Origin of the sequence: Corallococcus caeni (assembly GCF_036245865.1) — a bacterium.
Lineage (GTDB): Bacteria > Myxococcota > Myxococcia > Myxococcales > Myxococcaceae > Corallococcus > Corallococcus caeni.
The window spans coordinates 993,212-1,010,172 of the sequence record NZ_BTTW01000002.1 but is presented as its reverse complement, the minus strand read 5'-3'; the positions used below and the strand labels follow the sequence as shown (position 1 = coordinate 1,010,172).

Genomic DNA, 16,961 nt, shown 5'->3' with positions numbered 1-16,961 from the left:
GCCTACCGGTCGTGCCCTGCCCACTGCGTGGCCCGCCGCGCGAACCTCCGCCACGGGTTCGTCCGGCCGCCGTTCTCCAGCGAAATCTCCTTCGAGTGCCGCACGTCCTTCTCCCAGCACCCCTCCAGCTTCGCGGCGATCTCCCGGTCCTCGAACACCAGTGACCCTTCGCTCAACTTGTTGAGCGACAGCGAGTCCAGGTTCGTGGAGCCCACGACGCACAACCAGTCGTCCACCAGCATCGTCTTGGAGTGCAGCATCGCCGGCTGGTACTCCCAGATGCGCACCCCCGCCGCCAGCAGCCGCTCGTACGTGGACCGCTGCGACGCGCGCACCACCGGCACGTCGTGGTTCGGCCCCGGGCCCATCACCCGCACGTCCACGCCCTGCCGGACCTTCACCTCCAGCTGCTCCAGGATGTCGTTGGGCGGCGTGAAGTACGCGTTGGCGATCCACAGCCGCTGCGTCGCCGCCGCCACCACCAGGCGCACCATCCGCTCCGCCTCGGTGATGCCCAACCGCCCGGCGCTGTCGATGAACGCCGCGCACCCGCCTCCGTCCGCCTTCAGCTCCGGGAAGCACTCGCGCGGCAGGAACCCTCCGCCGGACTCGATCCAGTGCTTGGCGAACGTCACCTGGATGCGCCGCACCTCCGGCCCCTCCACGCGGATGTGCGTGTCGCGCCAGTTGTCCGGCTTCAGCCCGTCCCCCTCCCACACCTTCCAGATGCCAAAGCCGCCCGTGTACGCGACGCGCCCGTCCACCACGACGATCTTCTGGTGCGACCGGCTCAACAGCCGCCCCAGCACCTTGCCCGCGAGCAGCCGGTAGTAGTGCACCTCCACGCCCGCGTCCGTCAGCCGCTTTTCAATCTGCTGGTCGAAGTCCTTGTCCCCGGTGGTCTCCTCGCTGCCCACCGGATCCACCACCACGCGGCACTGCACGCCCGCGCGGGAGCGTTCAATCAGCGCCTCCACGAACCGGTCCGACAGCTCGCACGGCCGCCAGATGTAGATGAGCATGTGCACGCTGTGCTTCGCCGCGCGGATGTCCTCCAACATCCGGTCGAAGACCTGGCTGTTCTCCAGCAGGTGCATCCGGTGCCCCGGGGTCAGTGACACGCCCGTGGCCTGGTAGAGCGCGAACGAGAAGCCCTCGGGCCCGGGAGGCAGCTCGAACGGCCCCTGCATCTCGTGCTTGCGCGTCTCGTCGCCACCGTCGAACCCATGCGCCCCCGGCTGGGGCAGCAACTCGTCCGTAAGCTCGCTCATGGTCCCGGCAAACTAAGAACGCCCGCTCGACTCCGGGAGTCACCGCCCGGTCCCCGCTCCGCCCGGTGAACAGGTCCCCATTCCATCGTTGCCGGAGCCTTCCGCCATGGCGACACTGGCCGGGTTCCGTTCCCTCGTCTGGAGAGACTGCATGCTCGACGCCCCATCCCGCCCCTCCGCCCGGGAGCTGCTGTCCCTGCCCAGCCTGGCGCCGCTGGTCCCCATGCTCTACGTCGCCTGGACGGACGGCGAGTTGACGGGCGACGAGCTCCGCGCCCTGGGCGCCGCCGCCCGGTCCCAGCCCTGGCTGGACCTCAGGTCCAGCTCCGTCCTGGCCCTCTGGGTGGATCCGCTGCGTCCGCCCCCGCCCCGCGAGCTGGCCGTCGTGCGCGAACACATCCGCGCCACCGCGGAGAAGCTGGCCAACAGTCATCAGCAGAACCTGGCGGAGCTGGGCGTGCAGCTGGCCCAGGCGCTCGCGGGTGAGGCGCCCCTCAACATCCCCGCGGCGGAGCTGGGCAAGGCCCTGGCCTCCATCGAGGCCACGCTCGGCGTGGACGGCAAGGAGGCGGTGCGCTCCCTGGTGCCCAGGGCGTCGCGAGTCCCGCGCGCGGAGCCCCGCTCGCACGCGGCCTCGTTCGACCCCGCGGCGATGACGGCCGTGCTTGAGCGCACCTACTCGGACGTGCGCCAGCGGGTGCGCGGTTGGTTGGAGGACGCGGACTTCCGCTACAAGGAGGGGCTGTCCACCACCGCCTACCGCGACCAGGTCTTCGACTGGCTCAAGCACCTGGCCAACGACGGCCTGGGGCAGCTCGCCTTCCCCAAGGGGCGCGAGGGCGGCGGGGACCTGGGCGCGTTCATCGCCGCGTTCGAGACGATGGCCTTCTTCGATTTGAGCCTCGTCATCAAGGCGGGCGTGCACTTCGGCCTGTTCGGCTCCAGCATCCTGTTCCTGGGCACGAAGCGGCACCACCAGCAGTACCTGCCGAAGGTCGCCTCGCTGGAACTGCCCGGCTGCTTCGCGATGAGCGAGCTGGGCCACGGCTCCAACGTGCGCGACTGCGAGACGGTGGCCCGCTACGACGCGGCCACGGGCGAGTTCGTCCTCCACACCCCGTCGGAGACCGCGCGCAAGGAGTGGATTGGCAACGCCGCCCGCCACGCCCTCATCGCCACCGTGTTCGCGCAGCTGGAGGTGGATGGGGAACGGCTGGGCGTGCACGCGCTGCTCGTTCCGCTGCGCGACGCGCACGGCAAGGTGCTGCCGGGCATCCGCATCGAGGACTGCGGCGAGAAGCTGGGCCTCAACGGCGTGGACAACGGCCGGCTGTGGTTCGACCACGTGCGCGTGCCGCGCGACAACCTGCTCGACCGCTACGGCCAGGTGACGGAAGCCGGCGAGTACACGTCCTCCATCACCGGCGACTCCAAGCGCTTCTTCACCATGCTGGGCGCGCTGGTGGCGGGCCGCGTGAGCGTGGCGTGCGCGTCCTTGAGCGCGGCCAAGAGCGCGCTGACCATCGCCGTGCGCTACGGCGACCTGCGCCGCCAGTTCGGCCCCCAGGGCGCGCCCGAGGTGCGCCTGCTGGACCACCAGTCGCACCAGCTGCGGCTGTTGCCGCTGGTGGCCAAGACGTACGCGGTGGACTTCGCGCTGGAGTACCTGGTGGACCGCTACGTCCACCGCACGGAGGACGACGCGCGCGAGGTGGAGGCGCTGGCCGCGGGCCTGAAGGCCTACGCGTCGTGGAACGCCACCGCCACCATTCAAGAGTGCCGCGAGGCGTGCGGCGGCCAGGGCTACCTCACCGCGAACCGGTTCGCCGCGCTCAAGGCGGACACGGACGTGTTCACCACCTTCGAGGGCGACAACACCGTGCTCATGCAGCTGGTGGCCAAGGGCCTGCTCACGGGCTACCGCCAGCGCTTCGAGGACGACCGCGTCTTCGCCGTCTTGCGCCTCATCGTGGACCAGGCCGCGACGGTCTTCACGGACCGCAACCCCATCGCCGGCCGGCGCACGGACACGGACCACCTGCGCGACAGCGACTTCCAGCTGCGCGCCCTGCGCTTCCGCGAGGAGGCCCTGCTCGCGTCGGTGTCCAAGCGGATCCGCAAGCGGCTCACCGCGGGCGTGGAGGCCTTCGAGGCCTTCAACCAGGTGCAGGCGCACCTGCTGGCCCTGGCGCACGCGAGCGTGGAGCGCATCGTGCTGGAGCAGTTCCTGCGCGGCGTGGCGGCGGTGAAGGACGAGTCGCTCAAGCCGGTGCTGGGACGCATGGCGGACCTCTTCGGCCTGTCCTGCCTGGAGTCCGCCAGCGGCTGGTTCCTGGAGCACGGCTGGCTCACGGCCCCCAAGGCCCAGGCCATCCGCAAGGAGCGCGTGAAGCTGTGCGAGGAGCTGCGCCCGGACGCCGTGGGGCTGGTGGATGCCTTCGGGATTCCGGACACGTTGCTGGCGGCGCCCATCGGCCTGGGGCGGCTGGCGCCCGGCGGTGAACGGTTCGACGACACGGCGGCTGACAGCGCCCGTGCGGGCCCGGCAGATTCCCGCGCGTCATGAGGACCTGTGTGTCGTGGGTGGTGTTGGGGCTCGTGGGGCTGACCGGTTGCGCGACGGTCTCCCCGGCGGAGCGGGCCCGGCAGGTGGGCGAGTCCAACAAGGAGCGCGCCCGCCTGTTCACCGAGGAGATCTACAACCAGAAGCGCCTGGAGCGCATCCCCGAGTACGTCGCCGCCGACTTCGTGGACCGCTCGGAAGGAGCGCCCCAGGAGCTGCGCGGCCCGGAGGTGGTGCGCACCCAGGCAGAACAAGGGTTCACCCTCTTCCCGGACCTGAAGTTCGAGCTGCTCCACGTGATGGCGGAGGACGACTGGGTGCTGGTGCGCTGGCGCGCGACGGGCACGGACACCCAGGGCCCGCCCACCCACGACGGCAGGTCCCGCCCACTCACGTTCCACGGGGACTCGCTGTACCGGCTGCGCGACGGCCGGCTGGTGGAGTCGTGGGACCTCACGGACCGGCTGGCCCCGCTGCTCCAGCGCGGCTTCAAGGTCGTCCCGCCGGACCCCTGAGGCGCCCTGACCCGGTGACAGGCCGAACGGCCACGGGTCGGGGGCGACGCCGCCGGAGTCAGGAAAAACCGGGCACCGTCGAAACGTCTCCCCATTGACACCCATGCACCGGAGCCATCAGGGTCCGGGGATGAGGATGAACGCGGGACCCATGCGGGCCGCGGACAAGGCCCGACAGAAGGCCTTCCGCACGGCCTTTCCCTCCTACGGCCAGCGGCCGTCCTGGGGCGGCCGGTTGTTGCGCCTGCTGGGGTGGGCCCTGCTGCTGCTGGCGGTGTTCCTGGGCATCGTCGTCATCGATGGGTGGCGCGCGTTCGGCAAGGCGCCGGAGGGGGCGCGGCTGGAGCGGATGGCGCGCTCGCCGCAGTGGCAGGACGGGGGGTTCGTGAACCCGCAACCCATCCTCAACAACTGGGAGCGGACGCTGTCGGACCTGTTCCACACGAGCGCGGAGAGCACGCCCCGGATGCCGGTGGTGGTGGACCGCATCGACCCGAAGCGCTTCGCCACGCCGCCGGAAGACGGGCTGCGCGTCACCTGGCTGGGACACTCGTCCACGCTGGTGGAGGTGGACGGGCACCGCGTGCTCACGGACCCCGTGTGGGGCGAGCGCACGTCGCCGCTGGAGTGGATTGGCCCCAAGCGCTGGTTCCCCGCGCCCATCGCGCTGGACGCGCTGCCGCCCATCGACGCGGTGGTGATTTCGCACGACCACTACGACCACCTGGACTTCGCCACCATCACGGCGATGAAGGACTGGAACACCACGTTCGTGGTGCCGCTGGGCGTGGGCGCGCACCTGGAATACTGGGGCGTGCCGGCCAGCCGCATCGTGGAACTGGACTGGTGGGAGCGCACGAAGGTGAAGGGGCTGGACATCGTGGCCACGCCCGCGCGGCATGCGTCCGGCCGGTTCCTCCAGCAGGACAAGACGCTGTGGGCGGGCTGGGCGCTGGTGGGGCCGCGGCACCGCGTCTACTACTCCGGCGACACGGGCCTGTTCCCCGCGATGGAGGAGATTGGCGCGAAGCTGGGGCCGTTCGATTTGACGATGATTGAAACGGGCCAGTACGGCGCGGGTTGGCCGGACTGGCACCTGGGGCCGGAGCAGGCGGTGCTCGCCCACCGGCTGGTGAAGGGCCGGTTGATGCTGCCGGTGCACTGGGGGCTGGTGACGCTGGCGTACCACGGCTGGACGGAGCCCATCGAACGCTCGCTGGTGGCCGCGAAGCACGACGGCGTGGGCATCACCGCGCCCCGGCCCGGGCAGGACTTCCTCGCGCTGGCGCCGCCGCCCGTGGAGCGCTGGTGGCCCGACCGTCCGTGGAAGACCGCGGAGGAGGCGCCCATCGTGGCCAGCCAGATTCCGCCCAAGCTCCGCGAAGGGCACCCGGCGCTGCCGCTGCTCGCGGTCCCCGCCACCGTGAGCCCGCAGGGCGCGAAGTCAGCGGCCACGATCGCGCAGCCAGCACCCACCCCCGTGACCGCGCCGGCCGCGCGCCCCCCGGCAGCGCCGCAGGGCACGACCCCTCCGGCGGCGGTCCCTCCGCAGGGAGCGAACCCGACGGTCGCGACCCCTCAGGGTACGCCGAGCACGGCGGCTCCCGCTCCGCAGGCGGCGGGGACGAAGCTCGCGACTCCGCAGGGCACGCCGGGCACGGCGGCTCCCGCTCCGCAGGGGACGGGGACGAAGCTCGCGACTCCGCGGGCCGCACCGCCTGGCGCGAATCCTCCCGCGATGAACGCGGCGACTTCCGCTCCGCAGGGTGCGCCAACGCAGTCCGCGCCTCCACCGGACGTGACCGCCCCGCTGGGTGTGGGAGCGACGGTCGCGACGCCGCATGAGTGACGCGCTGCACGCGGCCTTCAAGGCCACGGCCTACGTCGTGCGTCCGCACCCGCTCGTCGGTGACCGCGAGCATGTGCTGCGCGTGGACGCCCTGCACCCGGTGCTCGACGCCGCGCTCACCGTGCACGGCATCACCACCTGGGCCTTCATCACCGCGTGGAATCCCCGCGCGCAGCCGTGTCCGCCCGACACCAACGCGCGCCTTCAACAAGACCTCCTCGCGCTGCTCGAAGCCCAGGGACATCCGAGCGTGTCCGCCGTGGGCGAGGCCGACGACCGGCGCTGGTTCGAGGAGAGCCTCTTCGTCCCCGGCCTGTCCCGCGACGAAGCCCGGCGCATCGGCCGGCTGTTCGACCAGGAGGCCGTGCTCTGGGGCTCCGTGGGCGGCGCCGCGGAGTTGGTGCCGTGCCTGGAGCCCTCCCGCTCCTGAGTCACCCAGGCCACGGCCACCCGCTGGAGGCCTCCCTCACCGCGAAAATCTCGGAGACTCCGGTGCTCGACCGCGTCACCCGGCGGCCGTAACCCTCACTGGGGACCCGAGCCGCCCGTCGCGGGGCTCGACTCGCTGGGCAGGGACGTGCGGGGGATGGGCGACTGGGCGGAGGTGATGTCCAGGCGCCGGGCCCCGGTCACCTGCTGCGCCAGCTCGTCGAAGTCCAGCTCCAGGAACTTCCCGGAGCCCTCCTCCGGGAGCGCGAAGCGGATCCGCCAGTAGTTGGGGCGGATGCGCACCGCCTGGCCGCTCTCCGCCAGCACCATGCCGTTCTGCCGGGCGTACTCCGCGCCCGCGTCGACGACATTTCGCTCGCCCAGTTCCTCCTGGACCGGTTGGGAGCTGGGGGGAACGGGCGTGCGGCCCGTCGGGCCGGTGGCACAACCCATGCCCGCCAGGAAGGCAGGCAATAGAGCGGCGGCGAGGAGGCGGGGGACCATACCCGAACACTGGGCATGGCTCCGTCAAGCCGCACCGTGGGGCGGCTTGCGAAACCGCTGCCCTTCGCATGCCCGCCCGGAGGAATGGCGCGGGGCCTGCTCCTCCGGTCCCCGCTGGAATGAAAGCTACTTGGGCGCCGGGACGCCGGAGGCGCGCTCCACGACCTCGTCGATGAGGCCGTACTGCCGGGCCTCCTCGGCGCTCATGAAGTAGTCGCGCTCGGTGTCCTTCTCGATGCGCTCGATGGTGTGGCCCGTGTGCTTCACGAACAGGCCGTTGAGGTACGTGCGCAGCCGGAGGATTTCCTTCGCCTGGATGTCGATGTCCGTCGCCTGACCCTGCGCGCCGCCCAGCGGCTGGTGGATCATGATGCGGCTGTTGGGCAGGGCGTAGCGCTTGCCCTTGGAGCCCGCCAGCAGGAGCAGCGCGCCCGCGGAGGCCGCCTGGCCCACGCAGATGGTGGACACGGGGCACTTGACGTACTGCATCGTGTCGTACATCGCGAGCGCCGCCGTGACGGAGCCACCGGGCGAGTTGATGTAGAGGTTGATGCCCTTGTCCGGGTCCTCGGACTCCAGGAACAGCAACTGGGCGACGATGAGGTTGGCCACATCGTCGTTGATGGGCGTGCCCAGGAGGATGATGCGGTCCTTGAGCAGACGGCTGTAGAGGTCGTACGCCCGCTCGCCGCGGTGCGTGGTCTCAATGACGAAGGGGACGTTCATGGCCCCCGTACCCTAATCGTCCCCCCGCGCGCGCGCTCCCCCCTTCTTGCAGGAGCGTGCGCTGTCCCACGCTTGGGCGGGTCGGAGGGGCGCCTACAGGTTCCCGGTCATCTTCTCCGGGCGGACCCACTGGTCGAACTGTTCGGCGGTGACGAGCCCCAGCTCCACCGCCACCTCCTTCAGCGTCTTGCCCTGCTTGTGCGCCGTCTTGGCGATCTTCGCCGCGTTGTCGTAGCCGATGTGCGGGTTGAGCGCGGTGACGAGCATCAGGCTGCGCTGGAGGTTCTCCTGGAGGCGCGGGAGGTTGGGCTCGATGCCCACCGCGCAGTTCAGCCGGAAGCTGCGCATGCCGTCCGCCAGCAGCCGGGTGCTCTGCAGGAAGTTCTGGATGAGGAGGGGCTTGAAGACGTTGAGCTCGAAGTTGCCGGACGCGCCGCCCAGGGAGATGGCCACGTCGTTGCCCATCACCTGGGCGGACAGCATGGTGAGCGCCTCGCTCTGCGTGGGGTTCACCTTGCCCGGCATGATGGAGCTGCCCGGCTCGTTCTCCGGGATGTTGATTTCCCCGATGCCCGAGCGCGGCCCGGACGACAGCCAGCGGATGTCGTTGGCCACCTTGAACAGCACCGCCGCCAGTCCCTTGAGCGCGCCGTGCGCCTGCACCAGCGCGTCGTTGGCGGCCAGCGCCTCGAACTTGTTGGGCGCGGTGACGAAGGCGTGGCCGGTGAGTTTTGAAATCTCCGCCGCCACGCGCTCGGCGTAGCCCGGGGGCGCGTTGAGGCCGGTGCCCACGGCGGTGCCGCCCAGCGCCAGCTCCAGCAGGTGCGGCAGGGCCGCCTCGATGTGCGCCTTCGCGCGGTCCAGCTGCGCCACGTAGCCGCTGAACTCCTGGCCCAGGGTGAGCGGCGTCGCGTCCTGCAGGTGCGTGCGGCCAATCTTCACGATGGCCTGGAAGGCCTGGGACTTCTGGGCCAGCACGTCGCGCAGGGCCACCAGCTCCGGCAGCACCTGCTTCACCACGGCCTCCACGGCGGCCACGCTCATCGCGGTGGGGAACACGTCGTTGGAGCTCTGGCCCTTGTTGACGTCGTCGTTGGCGTGGACCTTGCGCCCCTCGCCGCGCTCGCCGCCCAGCAGCTCCGAGGCGCGGTTGGCCAGCACCTCGTTGCAGTTCATGTTCGTCTGCGTGCCGCTGCCCGTCTGCCACACCAGCAGGGGGAACTCCTCGTCGTGCTGGCCGGCAAGGACCTCATCCGCGGCCTTCACGATGGCCTGGGCCTTCTCCTTGGACAGCGAGCCGTTCTCCTGGTTCACGAGCGCGGCGGCCTTCTTCACCAGCACCAGCGCGTACACGAGCGCCAGGGGCATGCGCTCCGAGGAGATGGCGAAGTTCTGACGGCTGCGCTGGGTCTGCGCGCCCCAGAGCCGGTCGGCGGGGACTTCGATGGGACCAAAGGTGTCCTTCTCGATGCGAACGTTCTTCGTGCTCACGGTGGGTCCTTTCCCGGACAGGAACGATGTCCCGCGCGATTAACACCGTCGCCCCGCCCTGGCAGGCCTGAGTGACAGGCCGCCCCCTCTCCAAAGGGGCCCGCCAGCGGTAGTGTCACGCCGTGAGCACCCCAGGATTCATCAAGGCCCTCTTCCTGGCCCAGGAGCGGGGCACGCCCATGCGCCGGGTCCCCCAGGCCCACGCCGTGGAGCAGCACGGCTTCGAGGGCGACCGTCACCAGCGCAGGGCCGTGGGCCACAAGCGCCAGCTGCTGCTGATGGACGAAGCGCAGCGCGCGGCGCTGGACGTGCCCGAGGGCGCGCTCAAGGAGAACGTGCTGGTGGAGGGCCTGTCCCTGGACGCGCTGCCGCCGGGACAGCGGCTGGCGCTGGGGGACGCGGTGGTGGTGGAGCTGACCGAGCCCTGCGTCCCCTGCTGGAAGCTGGACGCCCTGCGCCCCGGCCTGCTGAAGGACAGCTGGGGCCGGAGGGGTCAGCTCGCGCGAGTGTTGAAGCCAGGCACCGTGCACGAAGGCGACACCGTGCGCCTGCTGGACGTGAACCCGGACGCCCCGCGCATCATCCGGCCGAAGCTGCCCTGAGCCGTCACCGGATCCAGAGCTTGCCCAGGCTCAAGGGCACCGCATCGAAGGGAACGGCATTCACGGTTCCACTTCCCAGGTGCACCTCATGCAAGCGCCATTGGCCGTCCTGGAGGCGGTGGATCTCCAACCCCTCCGCCAGTGGATCGATGAACCACAGCCACTCCACGCCCGCCCGCGCGTAGACGCGCATCTTCGGGCCCCGGTCCCATCGGTAGGTGGACGGGGACAACACCTCGCAAATCCAATCCGGCGCCAGGGAGAAGACAGGCGTTCTTGGCATGTGCGGCATCCGCTCGCGGCGCCATCCCGCGAGGTCTGGCACCAGCGCATCCCCTGTTCCCGCGAAGCGCAGCTCCGGCTCATCCAGGATGAACCACCCACCGGGGCCATTACTGCCTTCGTCGAATGGCCCATCCAGCCATCCGCCGAGCTTCGACGCCGCCCGCGCGTGGGGAGACGCCGGCCGGGGACTGACGACCAGCTCCCCCTCGATGATCTCCCCCACCTTCGTCGGCGGCACGTCCTCCAGGACGGCGTACGTCACCGACTTCCCCTTCCCGCTCCCGTTTCCATCACCCATGCGCGCAAGGATGCCCCCTACCCCTGACATCCTCAAGCCGGCGGCCGACCCGAAGTCTGGAACACGGGAGCAGGAAGACAGGCCCGCGCAGCGCTGGCCGCCATGAAGCGGGTGAAAACAGGCTTACTTTGAATAATTCAAATCACGCCTGCCTGCGTGACGGAGCGAAGGGTTCCGTGACACACTTTTCCCAGTCGTTCTCACGGCCCTGGGGGGCGTCTGGGTATGTCCATTCCGTGGATGGGATTGGCGCTGGCCGTGGGGGGGCTACTCCCTCCTGACGGTGTCGCGCAGCTCCAGAAGGTGGACGGCGTGATGCCGCACCTGCGGCGGCTGGCGGAGGACCCGGAGGTGGTGCGAGCCATCCGAGCCCAGAACGCGCGCCACACGCCGCTCGCCACCATCCAGCAGCAGGACGCGGAGTGGCTGGCGACCCCGGCCCTCACGCCCCTCAAGCAGCGCGTGCTGGACGGCCCGTGCACGGGCGCGCTGCGCCGCCTGCGGGAGCGGCTGGGCCCGGCGGTGGCGGAGGCCTTCACCATGGACGACCAGGGCGCGCTCGTCTGCGCCAGCCGCCGCACGTCCGACTACTGGCAGGGGGACGAGTCCAAGTGGCGCCTCACCTACGCCGGGGGCCGGGGCGGCCCCGTGCTGCGCGAGGCCCCGTTCTTCGACGAGTCCTCCCAGGCCTACGTCATCCAGGTGTCTCTCCCCGTCAGCGACGGCGCCCAGGTCATCGGCGCGCTCACCGTGGGCCTGTCCCTGCTCGACCTGTGACGCCCACCGCCTCCTCCCAGGGTCTTCGCGCATGCGCCTGCTGTCCGGTTTGAAGTTGCGGGGCCGCCTCACGCTGTGGGTCTGCCTGCTGCTCGTCGCGGCCCTCACCCCCGTCGTCGCGGTGGGCGTCCATGTCATCCGGCGCAACCTGGAGCAGCAGGTGCACGGCGTCCTCCAGGTGGAGGCGGACGGCCTGCGGGACCTCATCGAGGCGTCCCTGCGCGAGCGAGAGGCGAACGCCCGCGCGTGGACCGAGGACGCCATCGTGCGCGGCGCGCTCCTCTTCGACACCTACGCCAAGAGCGACGCGGTGCTCGCCTCCCTCAACGGCCGGCACACCTCCTTCGCGGGGCTGGTGCTGTTCACCCCTGACGGGCGCGCCGTCTCCGTGAGCCGGCCGGAGCTGCGCCAGGCCTTCGCGGGCCGCGAGCAGGAGGTGCTCGCCGCGCCCTGGTTCCAGACCGCGCTGGAGGACCGGCTGGACCCCGCCGTCCTCACGCGGGCCCTCACGAAGAAGGACCCCTTCCTCGCCCGCCCGGTGATGCCCCTGGCCCTGCCCGTGCTCAGCCCCATCTCCGGCGCGCGCGTGGGCGTGCTGCTGGCCGCGTACGACTGGGGCCAGCTGGAAGAGGTGGTCGCGGGCGCGCTCCAGCGCTCGCGGGACCGGGGACAGCAGACCTTCACCCTGGAGGTGCTCGCGCCCGACGGCGGCCGCCTCTTCAGCTCCCGGGCGGCGGACGCGCCGGCCCTCGTGGACGCCGTCCGGGCCGAGGCCCGCGACAACACCGCCCGCTTCAGCGCGGGCCAGGGCTGGCGCTTCGTGGCGACGCTGGACGCGCAAGAGGCCTTCCTGCCGCTCAGGCGCTTCCTCCAGCTCAGCGTGCTCGCGGTGGCCGCGCTCCTCGTGCTGGCCGTCCTGGCCGCCTGGGCCCTGGCGCGCGGTGTGACCCGGCCCATCACCACGCTGTGCGAGCTGGTGACCCGCGTGGTGCGCGAGGGCGACCTCACCCAGCGCGTGGAGTCCCGCGGCCAGCAGGACGAGGTGGGCGAGCTGGCCTCCGCCTTCTCCCGGATGATGGACCACCTGCGCGAGTCCACCACCAGCCTCCAGCAGGCCACCCGGGTGCTGGGGCAGACGGTGGGCGAGCTCACGCAGGCCACCGAGCAGCAGGAGCGCATCCTCACCCGCCAGGGCGCCGCCATCCAGGAGACCCAGGTCACCGCGAAGGAGATCCAGCAGACCTCCCAGCTCGCGGCGGAGCGCTCACAGGCGGTGCTCGCGCTGGTGGCGCGGGCGCGCGAGGCGGGCGGCTCCGGGCAGCTGGCACTGGACGCCAGCCTGGACGGCTTCGAGCAGCTGCGCGACCACGGGGCGCGCCTGGCCGAGGGCATCTCCACCCTGCACGAGCGCACGCAGCAGATTGGCGGCATCACCCAGACGGTGAAGGACCTGGCGGACCAGTCCAACATGCTCGCGCTCAACGCGGCCATCGAGGCGGCCCGCTCCGGCGAGCATGGCAAGGGCTTTGGCGTGGTGGCGCGGGAGATCCGCGGCCTCGCGGATCAATCCATCCATGCCACCGACCGGGTGCGCGACATCCTGGAGGCCATCCGCGGCAGCATCCGCGACACCGTGGCCCTCTCCGAGGAGGGACAGCGCCGCTCCGAGGTCGGCCTGGCCCAGGTGCGCGAGAGCGGCCAGAGCCTGCGCGCGCTGACGGACATCATCCAGGACAACGCGTCCGCGGCCCAGCAGATCGCCGCCGCCGTCATCCAGCAGAACGCCGGCATCGCTCAAATCTTCATGGCCGTCACGGACCTGTCCCGGATGATGGACGACACCCTCCAGGCCATGCACGGCACCCAGCGGATGACGGTCGCCCTGCGCGGCGTCGCCGAGCGCATGGAGTCCGTGGCCGGCGTCTGGCGCGTCTAGCCGGACGCGCCAGCCAGCCACCGCGTCAGACGCGCTTCTCCCAGCGGGGCGTGTCGTCGTCCACGGGCGCGTTCGCCACCTTGGACACCCAGTCCAGCGGCCCCTGCAGCGGGGCCCGGCCGTAGGCCCTGGCCGGGATGAACGCCCAGAGCAGCAGGTACAGCCCGGCGCTCATCCCCCCGGACGCGAAGAACATCAGCACGAACGCCACCCGCACCAGCGCCGGATCCACGTCCAGCTCGCGGGCCAGCGACGCGCAGACGCCCAGCAGCGCCCGCCCCTCGCCCCGGTGCATCGGCACCGCCCGCGCACGGCAGTGCGGGCAGCGCTTCGCCTCCCCGGTCAGCTCCCTCGAACAAGCCCTGCAGCGTGTCGTGACGTCCATGAGGTGACCTCTCCGTCAGGCCCCCGCTTGGCACATGGGGGTCTCATTCCTACCTACGGAACCCACCACGCGTTGATTGCCGTCCCCCTGCCGGCGACGTGATTCCGGGGGGTTATGTCCGGCTGCGTCAGTGGATTTACAGATTTAATCCGGATGATGTTGACAGCCTTACAGGCAAGCAGGTTCTGATTCACCAAGACTTCCCATCCCTAGACGGTGGGAGCATCTTTCAGCCCGTTGGGCCGCTTTTACAACGCATCTCGTCAGGAGCCGACATGGACGCCAGCACCTCCCAGAATCCCCCGGCCTTCGGCCCCGGCGTGAGCGTGGAAGGGGCCTGGCATCCGGACTACGCGGAGGTGCTGACGCAGGACGCCATGGCCTTCGTGGCGAAGCTGGTCCGCACCTTCGGTGAGCGGCGGGAAGCCCTGCTGGAGCGGCGCAAGAAGGTGGCCCAGGCGTGGCGCAAGGGCGAGCGCCCGCACTTCCTGCCGGAGACGGCGGACCTCCGGAAGGGCGACTGGACGGTGGCCCCGGTGCCCGCGGACCTGCAGGACCGGCGCGTGGAAATCACGGGGCCGGTGGACCGCAAGATGATCATCAACGCGCTCAACTCCGGCGCCAGCGTCTTCATGGCGGACTTCGAGGACGCCAACAGCCCCACCTGGGACAACGTGGTGCGCGGCCAGCTGAACCTGCGCGACGCCGTACGCAAGACCATCTCCTTCACGGCGGAGAACGGGAAGCACTACGCGCTCAACGACAAGCACGCCGTCCTCTTCGTGCGCCCGCGCGGCTGGCACCTGCCGGAGCGCCACGTGCGCATCGACGGCAAGCCCATCTCCGGCTCGCTCTTCGACTTCGGCCTCTTCTTCTTCCACAACGCGCGCGAGCAGCTCAAGCGCGGCACGGGCCCCTACTTCTACCTGCCCAAGATGCAGAGCCACCTGGAGGCCCGGCTGTGGAACGACGTGTTCCACCTGGCCCAGAGCGAGCTGGACATCCCGCGCGGCACCATCAAGGCCACCGTCCTCATCGAGACGCTGCCCGCCGCGTTCGAGATGGACGAAATCCTCTACGAGCTGCGCGAGCACTCGGCCGGCCTCAACTGCGGCCGCTGGGACTACATCTTCAGCTTCATCAAGACGCTCCAGTCCGACGCGTCCGTGGTGCTGCCCGACCGCGGGCAGGTGACCATGGACAAGGGCTTCCTCAACGCCTACTCGCAGCTGCTCATCCAGACCTGTCACCGCCGGGGCGCGCACGCCATGGGCGGCATGGCCGCCTTCATCCCCATCAAGGGCGACTCGGCCGCCAACGACGCGGTGATGGCCAAGGTCCGCGCGGACAAGCTGCGCGAGGCGAAGAACGGCCACGACGGCACCTGGGTCGCGCACCCGGGCCTGGTCCCCGTGGCGAAGGAGATCTTCGACGCGCAGATGCAGGGCGCGAACCAGGTGGCCAACAAGCGCGAGGACGTCCGCGTCACGGAAGCGGACCTGCTCCAGGTGCCCTCCGGCACGCGCACGGAGGAGGGCCTGCGCCACAACATCCGCGTGGGCATCCAGTACACCGCCGCGTGGCTGGGCGGCCTGGGCTGCGTGCCCCTCTACAACCTGATGGAGGACGCGGCCACGGCTGAAATCTCCCGCGCCCAGGTGTGGCAGTGGATCCACCACGGCGCCACGCTGGATGACGGCCGCAAGGTGACCCAGGAGCTGTTCCGCAAGCTGCTCGCGGAGGAGATGGCGCAGATGGGCCGCGAGGGCGCGCCCGAGCGCTACGGCCAGGCGCACATGGAGAAGTCCCGCGCCCTCTTCGAGCAGCTGTCCACCGCGCCCGTCTTCGAGGACTTCCTCACCCTGCCCGCCTACGAGGCCCTCGACCCTCAGTCCTGACGCTTTTCCAAACGCAGCACCGACGTCTTCTTCAACCCTTCACCGCAGCCCGAGGAGTCCTGGCATGTACGACGCGACGCCGACCACTTCCGATGCCTCCCCTCACGCGAAGCTCCATGCCCAGCGCTTCGAGGGAATCAAGCGCAACTACACCGAGAAGGACGTGGAGAAGCTGCGCGGCTCCATCCGCGTGAGCTACACGCTGGCGGAGCTGGGCGCCCGCCGCCTCTGGGAACTGCTCCACACGGAGGACTACATCAACGCGCTGGGCGCCCTCACCGGCAACCAGGCCGTGCAGATGGTGCGCGCGGGCCTCAAGGCCATCTACCTCTCCGGCTGGCAGGTCGCCGCGGACGCGAACAACGCCGGCCAGATGTACCCGGACCAGAGCCTCTACCCGGCGGACTCCGTCCCCTCCGTGGTGAAGAAGATCAACAACGCCCTGCGCCGCGCGGACCAGATCGACCACGCGGAAGGCCGCAAGGACCGCAACTGGTTCGCGCCCATCATCGCGGACGCGGAGGCCGGCTTCGGCGGTCCGCTCAACGCCTACGAGCTGATGAAGGGCATGATTGAAGCGGGCGCCGCGGGCGTGCACTTCGAGGACCAGCTGGCCAGCGAGAAGAAGTGCGGCCACATGGGCGGCAAGGTGCTGGTGCCCACCAGCCACTTCGTGCGCACGCTGACCGCGGCGCGCCTGGCGGCGGACGTGATGGGCGTGCCCACGCTGCTGGTGGCGCGCACGGACGCGGACAGCGCCAAGCTCCTGATGAGCGACGCGGACGAGTACGACCACGCCTTCATCGACAAGGCGGCGGGCCGCACGGGCGAGGGCTTCTACCGCATCAAGGGCGGCCTGGAGTGCGCCATCGCGCGCGGCCTGGCGTACGCGCCCTACGCGGACCTCGTGTGGTGCGAGACCAGCACCCCGGACCTCGCGCAGGCCAAGGCCTTCGCGGAGGGCATCCGCAAGCAGTTCCCCAACAAGATGCTCGCGTACAACTGCTCGCCGTCCTTCAACTGGAAGAAGAACCTGGACGACAGCACCATCGCGAAGTTCCAGCGCGAGCTGGGCGCCATGGGCTACAAGTTCCAGTTCGTCACCCTGGCGGGCTTCCACGCGCTGAACTTCTCCATGTACGAGCTGGCCCGTCAGTACAAGGACCGCGGCATGGCGGCCTACAGCGAGATGCAGCAGTCGGAGTTCGGCGCGGAGAAGCACGGCTACACCGCCACGCGCCACCAGCGCGAGGTCGGCACCGGCTACTTCGACCAGGTCGCCGAGGTGATTTCCGGCGGCAGCGCCAGCACCCTGGCCCTGCACGAGTCCACCGAGGCCCACCAGTTCTAGGCCCGGCGGATCATCCCAGCGCCTGAAAAGGCCTGAAGGCCGCGGCGTCCCAGGGGAAATTCCCCCGGGATTTCGCGGCCT

15 protein-coding genes are annotated in these 16,961 nt (G+C 70.5%); 9 read left to right on the top strand and 6 right to left on the bottom strand.

The genetic code is table 11. From position 1 onward, the window contains the following. Positions 1-2: 2 nt before the first annotated feature. The gene (locus AABA78_RS12265; RefSeq protein ID WP_338263148.1) at positions 3-1,271 is read right to left on the bottom strand and encodes a phospholipase D-like domain-containing protein; all 1,269 of its coding nucleotides are present in this window, start codon (positions 1,269-1,271) and stop codon (positions 3-5) included. A 151-nt stretch (positions 1,272-1,422) separates the two neighbouring features. On the opposite strand from AABA78_RS12265, the gene AABA78_RS12260 reads away from it, so the two are divergent. From AABA78_RS12260 to AABA78_RS12245, 4 genes are all read left to right on the top strand, one after another. After that, positions 1,423-3,837: an acyl-CoA dehydrogenase family protein gene (locus tag AABA78_RS12260; RefSeq protein ID WP_338263147.1), complete on the top strand. Its 2,415-nt coding sequence runs from the start codon at positions 1,423-1,425 to the stop codon at positions 3,835-3,837. After that, complete coding sequence (locus AABA78_RS12255) at positions 3,834-4,349, top strand: ester cyclase (protein ID WP_338263146.1); 516 nt, start codon at positions 3,834-3,836, stop codon at positions 4,347-4,349. The genes AABA78_RS12260 and AABA78_RS12255 overlap by 4 nt, the downstream gene beginning before the upstream one ends. A 136-nt stretch (positions 4,350-4,485) precedes the next feature. Then, positions 4,486-6,198 carry an MBL fold metallo-hydrolase gene (locus AABA78_RS12250; RefSeq protein ID WP_338263145.1) on the top strand — a complete coding sequence of 571 codons (1,713 nt, stop codon included), beginning with the start codon at positions 4,486-4,488 and terminating at the stop codon, positions 6,196-6,198. Then, entirely contained in the window at positions 6,191-6,628 is a 438-nt protein-coding gene (locus AABA78_RS12245; protein ID WP_338263144.1) for a DUF3293 domain-containing protein, read from the top strand. Before AABA78_RS12250 ends, AABA78_RS12245 begins: the two co-directional genes overlap by 8 nt. Positions 6,629-6,723: 95 nt before the next feature. Here the strand turns inward: AABA78_RS12245 and AABA78_RS12240 are convergent, their stop codons facing one another. From AABA78_RS12240 to fumC, 3 genes are all read right to left on the bottom strand, one after another. Next, a complete protein-coding gene (locus AABA78_RS12240; protein ID WP_338263143.1) occupies positions 6,724-7,131 on the bottom strand; it encodes a hypothetical protein in 408 nt (135 codons plus the stop codon). 126 nt (positions 7,132-7,257) lie between these two features. Further along, positions 7,258-7,857, bottom strand: coding sequence for an ATP-dependent Clp endopeptidase proteolytic subunit ClpP (clpP, locus tag AABA78_RS12235; protein WP_014399808.1), 600 nt, complete (start codon positions 7,855-7,857; stop codon positions 7,258-7,260). 93 nt (positions 7,858-7,950) lie between these two features. Beyond that, positions 7,951-9,348, bottom strand: coding sequence for a class II fumarate hydratase (gene fumC / locus AABA78_RS12230; protein WP_338263141.1), 1,398 nt, complete (start codon positions 9,346-9,348; stop codon positions 7,951-7,953). A gap of 122 nt (positions 9,349-9,470) precedes the next feature. Here fumC and AABA78_RS12225 point away from each other — a divergent pair, with 122 nt between their 5' ends. Further along, positions 9,471-9,950 carry an MOSC domain-containing protein gene (locus AABA78_RS12225; RefSeq protein ID WP_338263140.1) on the top strand — a complete coding sequence of 160 codons (480 nt, stop codon included), beginning with the start codon at positions 9,471-9,473 and terminating at the stop codon, positions 9,948-9,950. Between the two features lie 4 nt (positions 9,951-9,954). Here the strand turns inward: AABA78_RS12225 and AABA78_RS12220 are convergent, their stop codons facing one another. After that, complete coding sequence (locus tag AABA78_RS12220) at positions 9,955-10,533, bottom strand: Uma2 family endonuclease (RefSeq protein ID WP_370469454.1); 579 nt, start codon at positions 10,531-10,533, stop codon at positions 9,955-9,957. A gap of 225 nt (positions 10,534-10,758) precedes the next feature. Between AABA78_RS12220 and AABA78_RS12215 the strand changes: the two genes are divergently transcribed. Together AABA78_RS12215 and AABA78_RS12210 are read left to right on the top strand one after the other, a co-directional pair. After that, positions 10,759-11,310, top strand: a complete 552-nt coding sequence (locus tag AABA78_RS12215; RefSeq protein WP_338263138.1) for a PDC sensor domain-containing protein — start codon at positions 10,759-10,761, stop codon at positions 11,308-11,310. A gap of 31 nt (positions 11,311-11,341) precedes the next feature. Next, complete coding sequence (locus tag AABA78_RS12210; protein ID WP_338263137.1) at positions 11,342-13,246, top strand: methyl-accepting chemotaxis protein; 1,905 nt, start codon at positions 11,342-11,344, stop codon at positions 13,244-13,246. A gap of 25 nt (positions 13,247-13,271) precedes the next feature. On the opposite strand, the gene AABA78_RS12205 is transcribed toward AABA78_RS12210, so the two are convergent. After that, a complete protein-coding gene (locus tag AABA78_RS12205; RefSeq protein ID WP_338263136.1) occupies positions 13,272-13,631 on the bottom strand; it encodes a PspC domain-containing protein in 360 nt (119 codons plus the stop codon). 275 nt (positions 13,632-13,906) lie between these two features. Between AABA78_RS12205 and aceB the strand changes: the two genes are divergently transcribed. Then, positions 13,907-15,529, top strand: a complete 1,623-nt coding sequence (gene aceB / locus AABA78_RS12200) for a malate synthase A (RefSeq protein WP_338263135.1) — start codon at positions 13,907-13,909, stop codon at positions 15,527-15,529. Between the two features lie 64 nt (positions 15,530-15,593). Then, on the top strand, positions 15,594-16,880 hold the full coding sequence (gene aceA, locus AABA78_RS12195; RefSeq protein ID WP_014399818.1) for an isocitrate lyase: 1,287 nt from the start codon (positions 15,594-15,596) through the stop codon (positions 16,878-16,880). Positions 16,881-16,961: the final 81 nt, after the last annotated feature.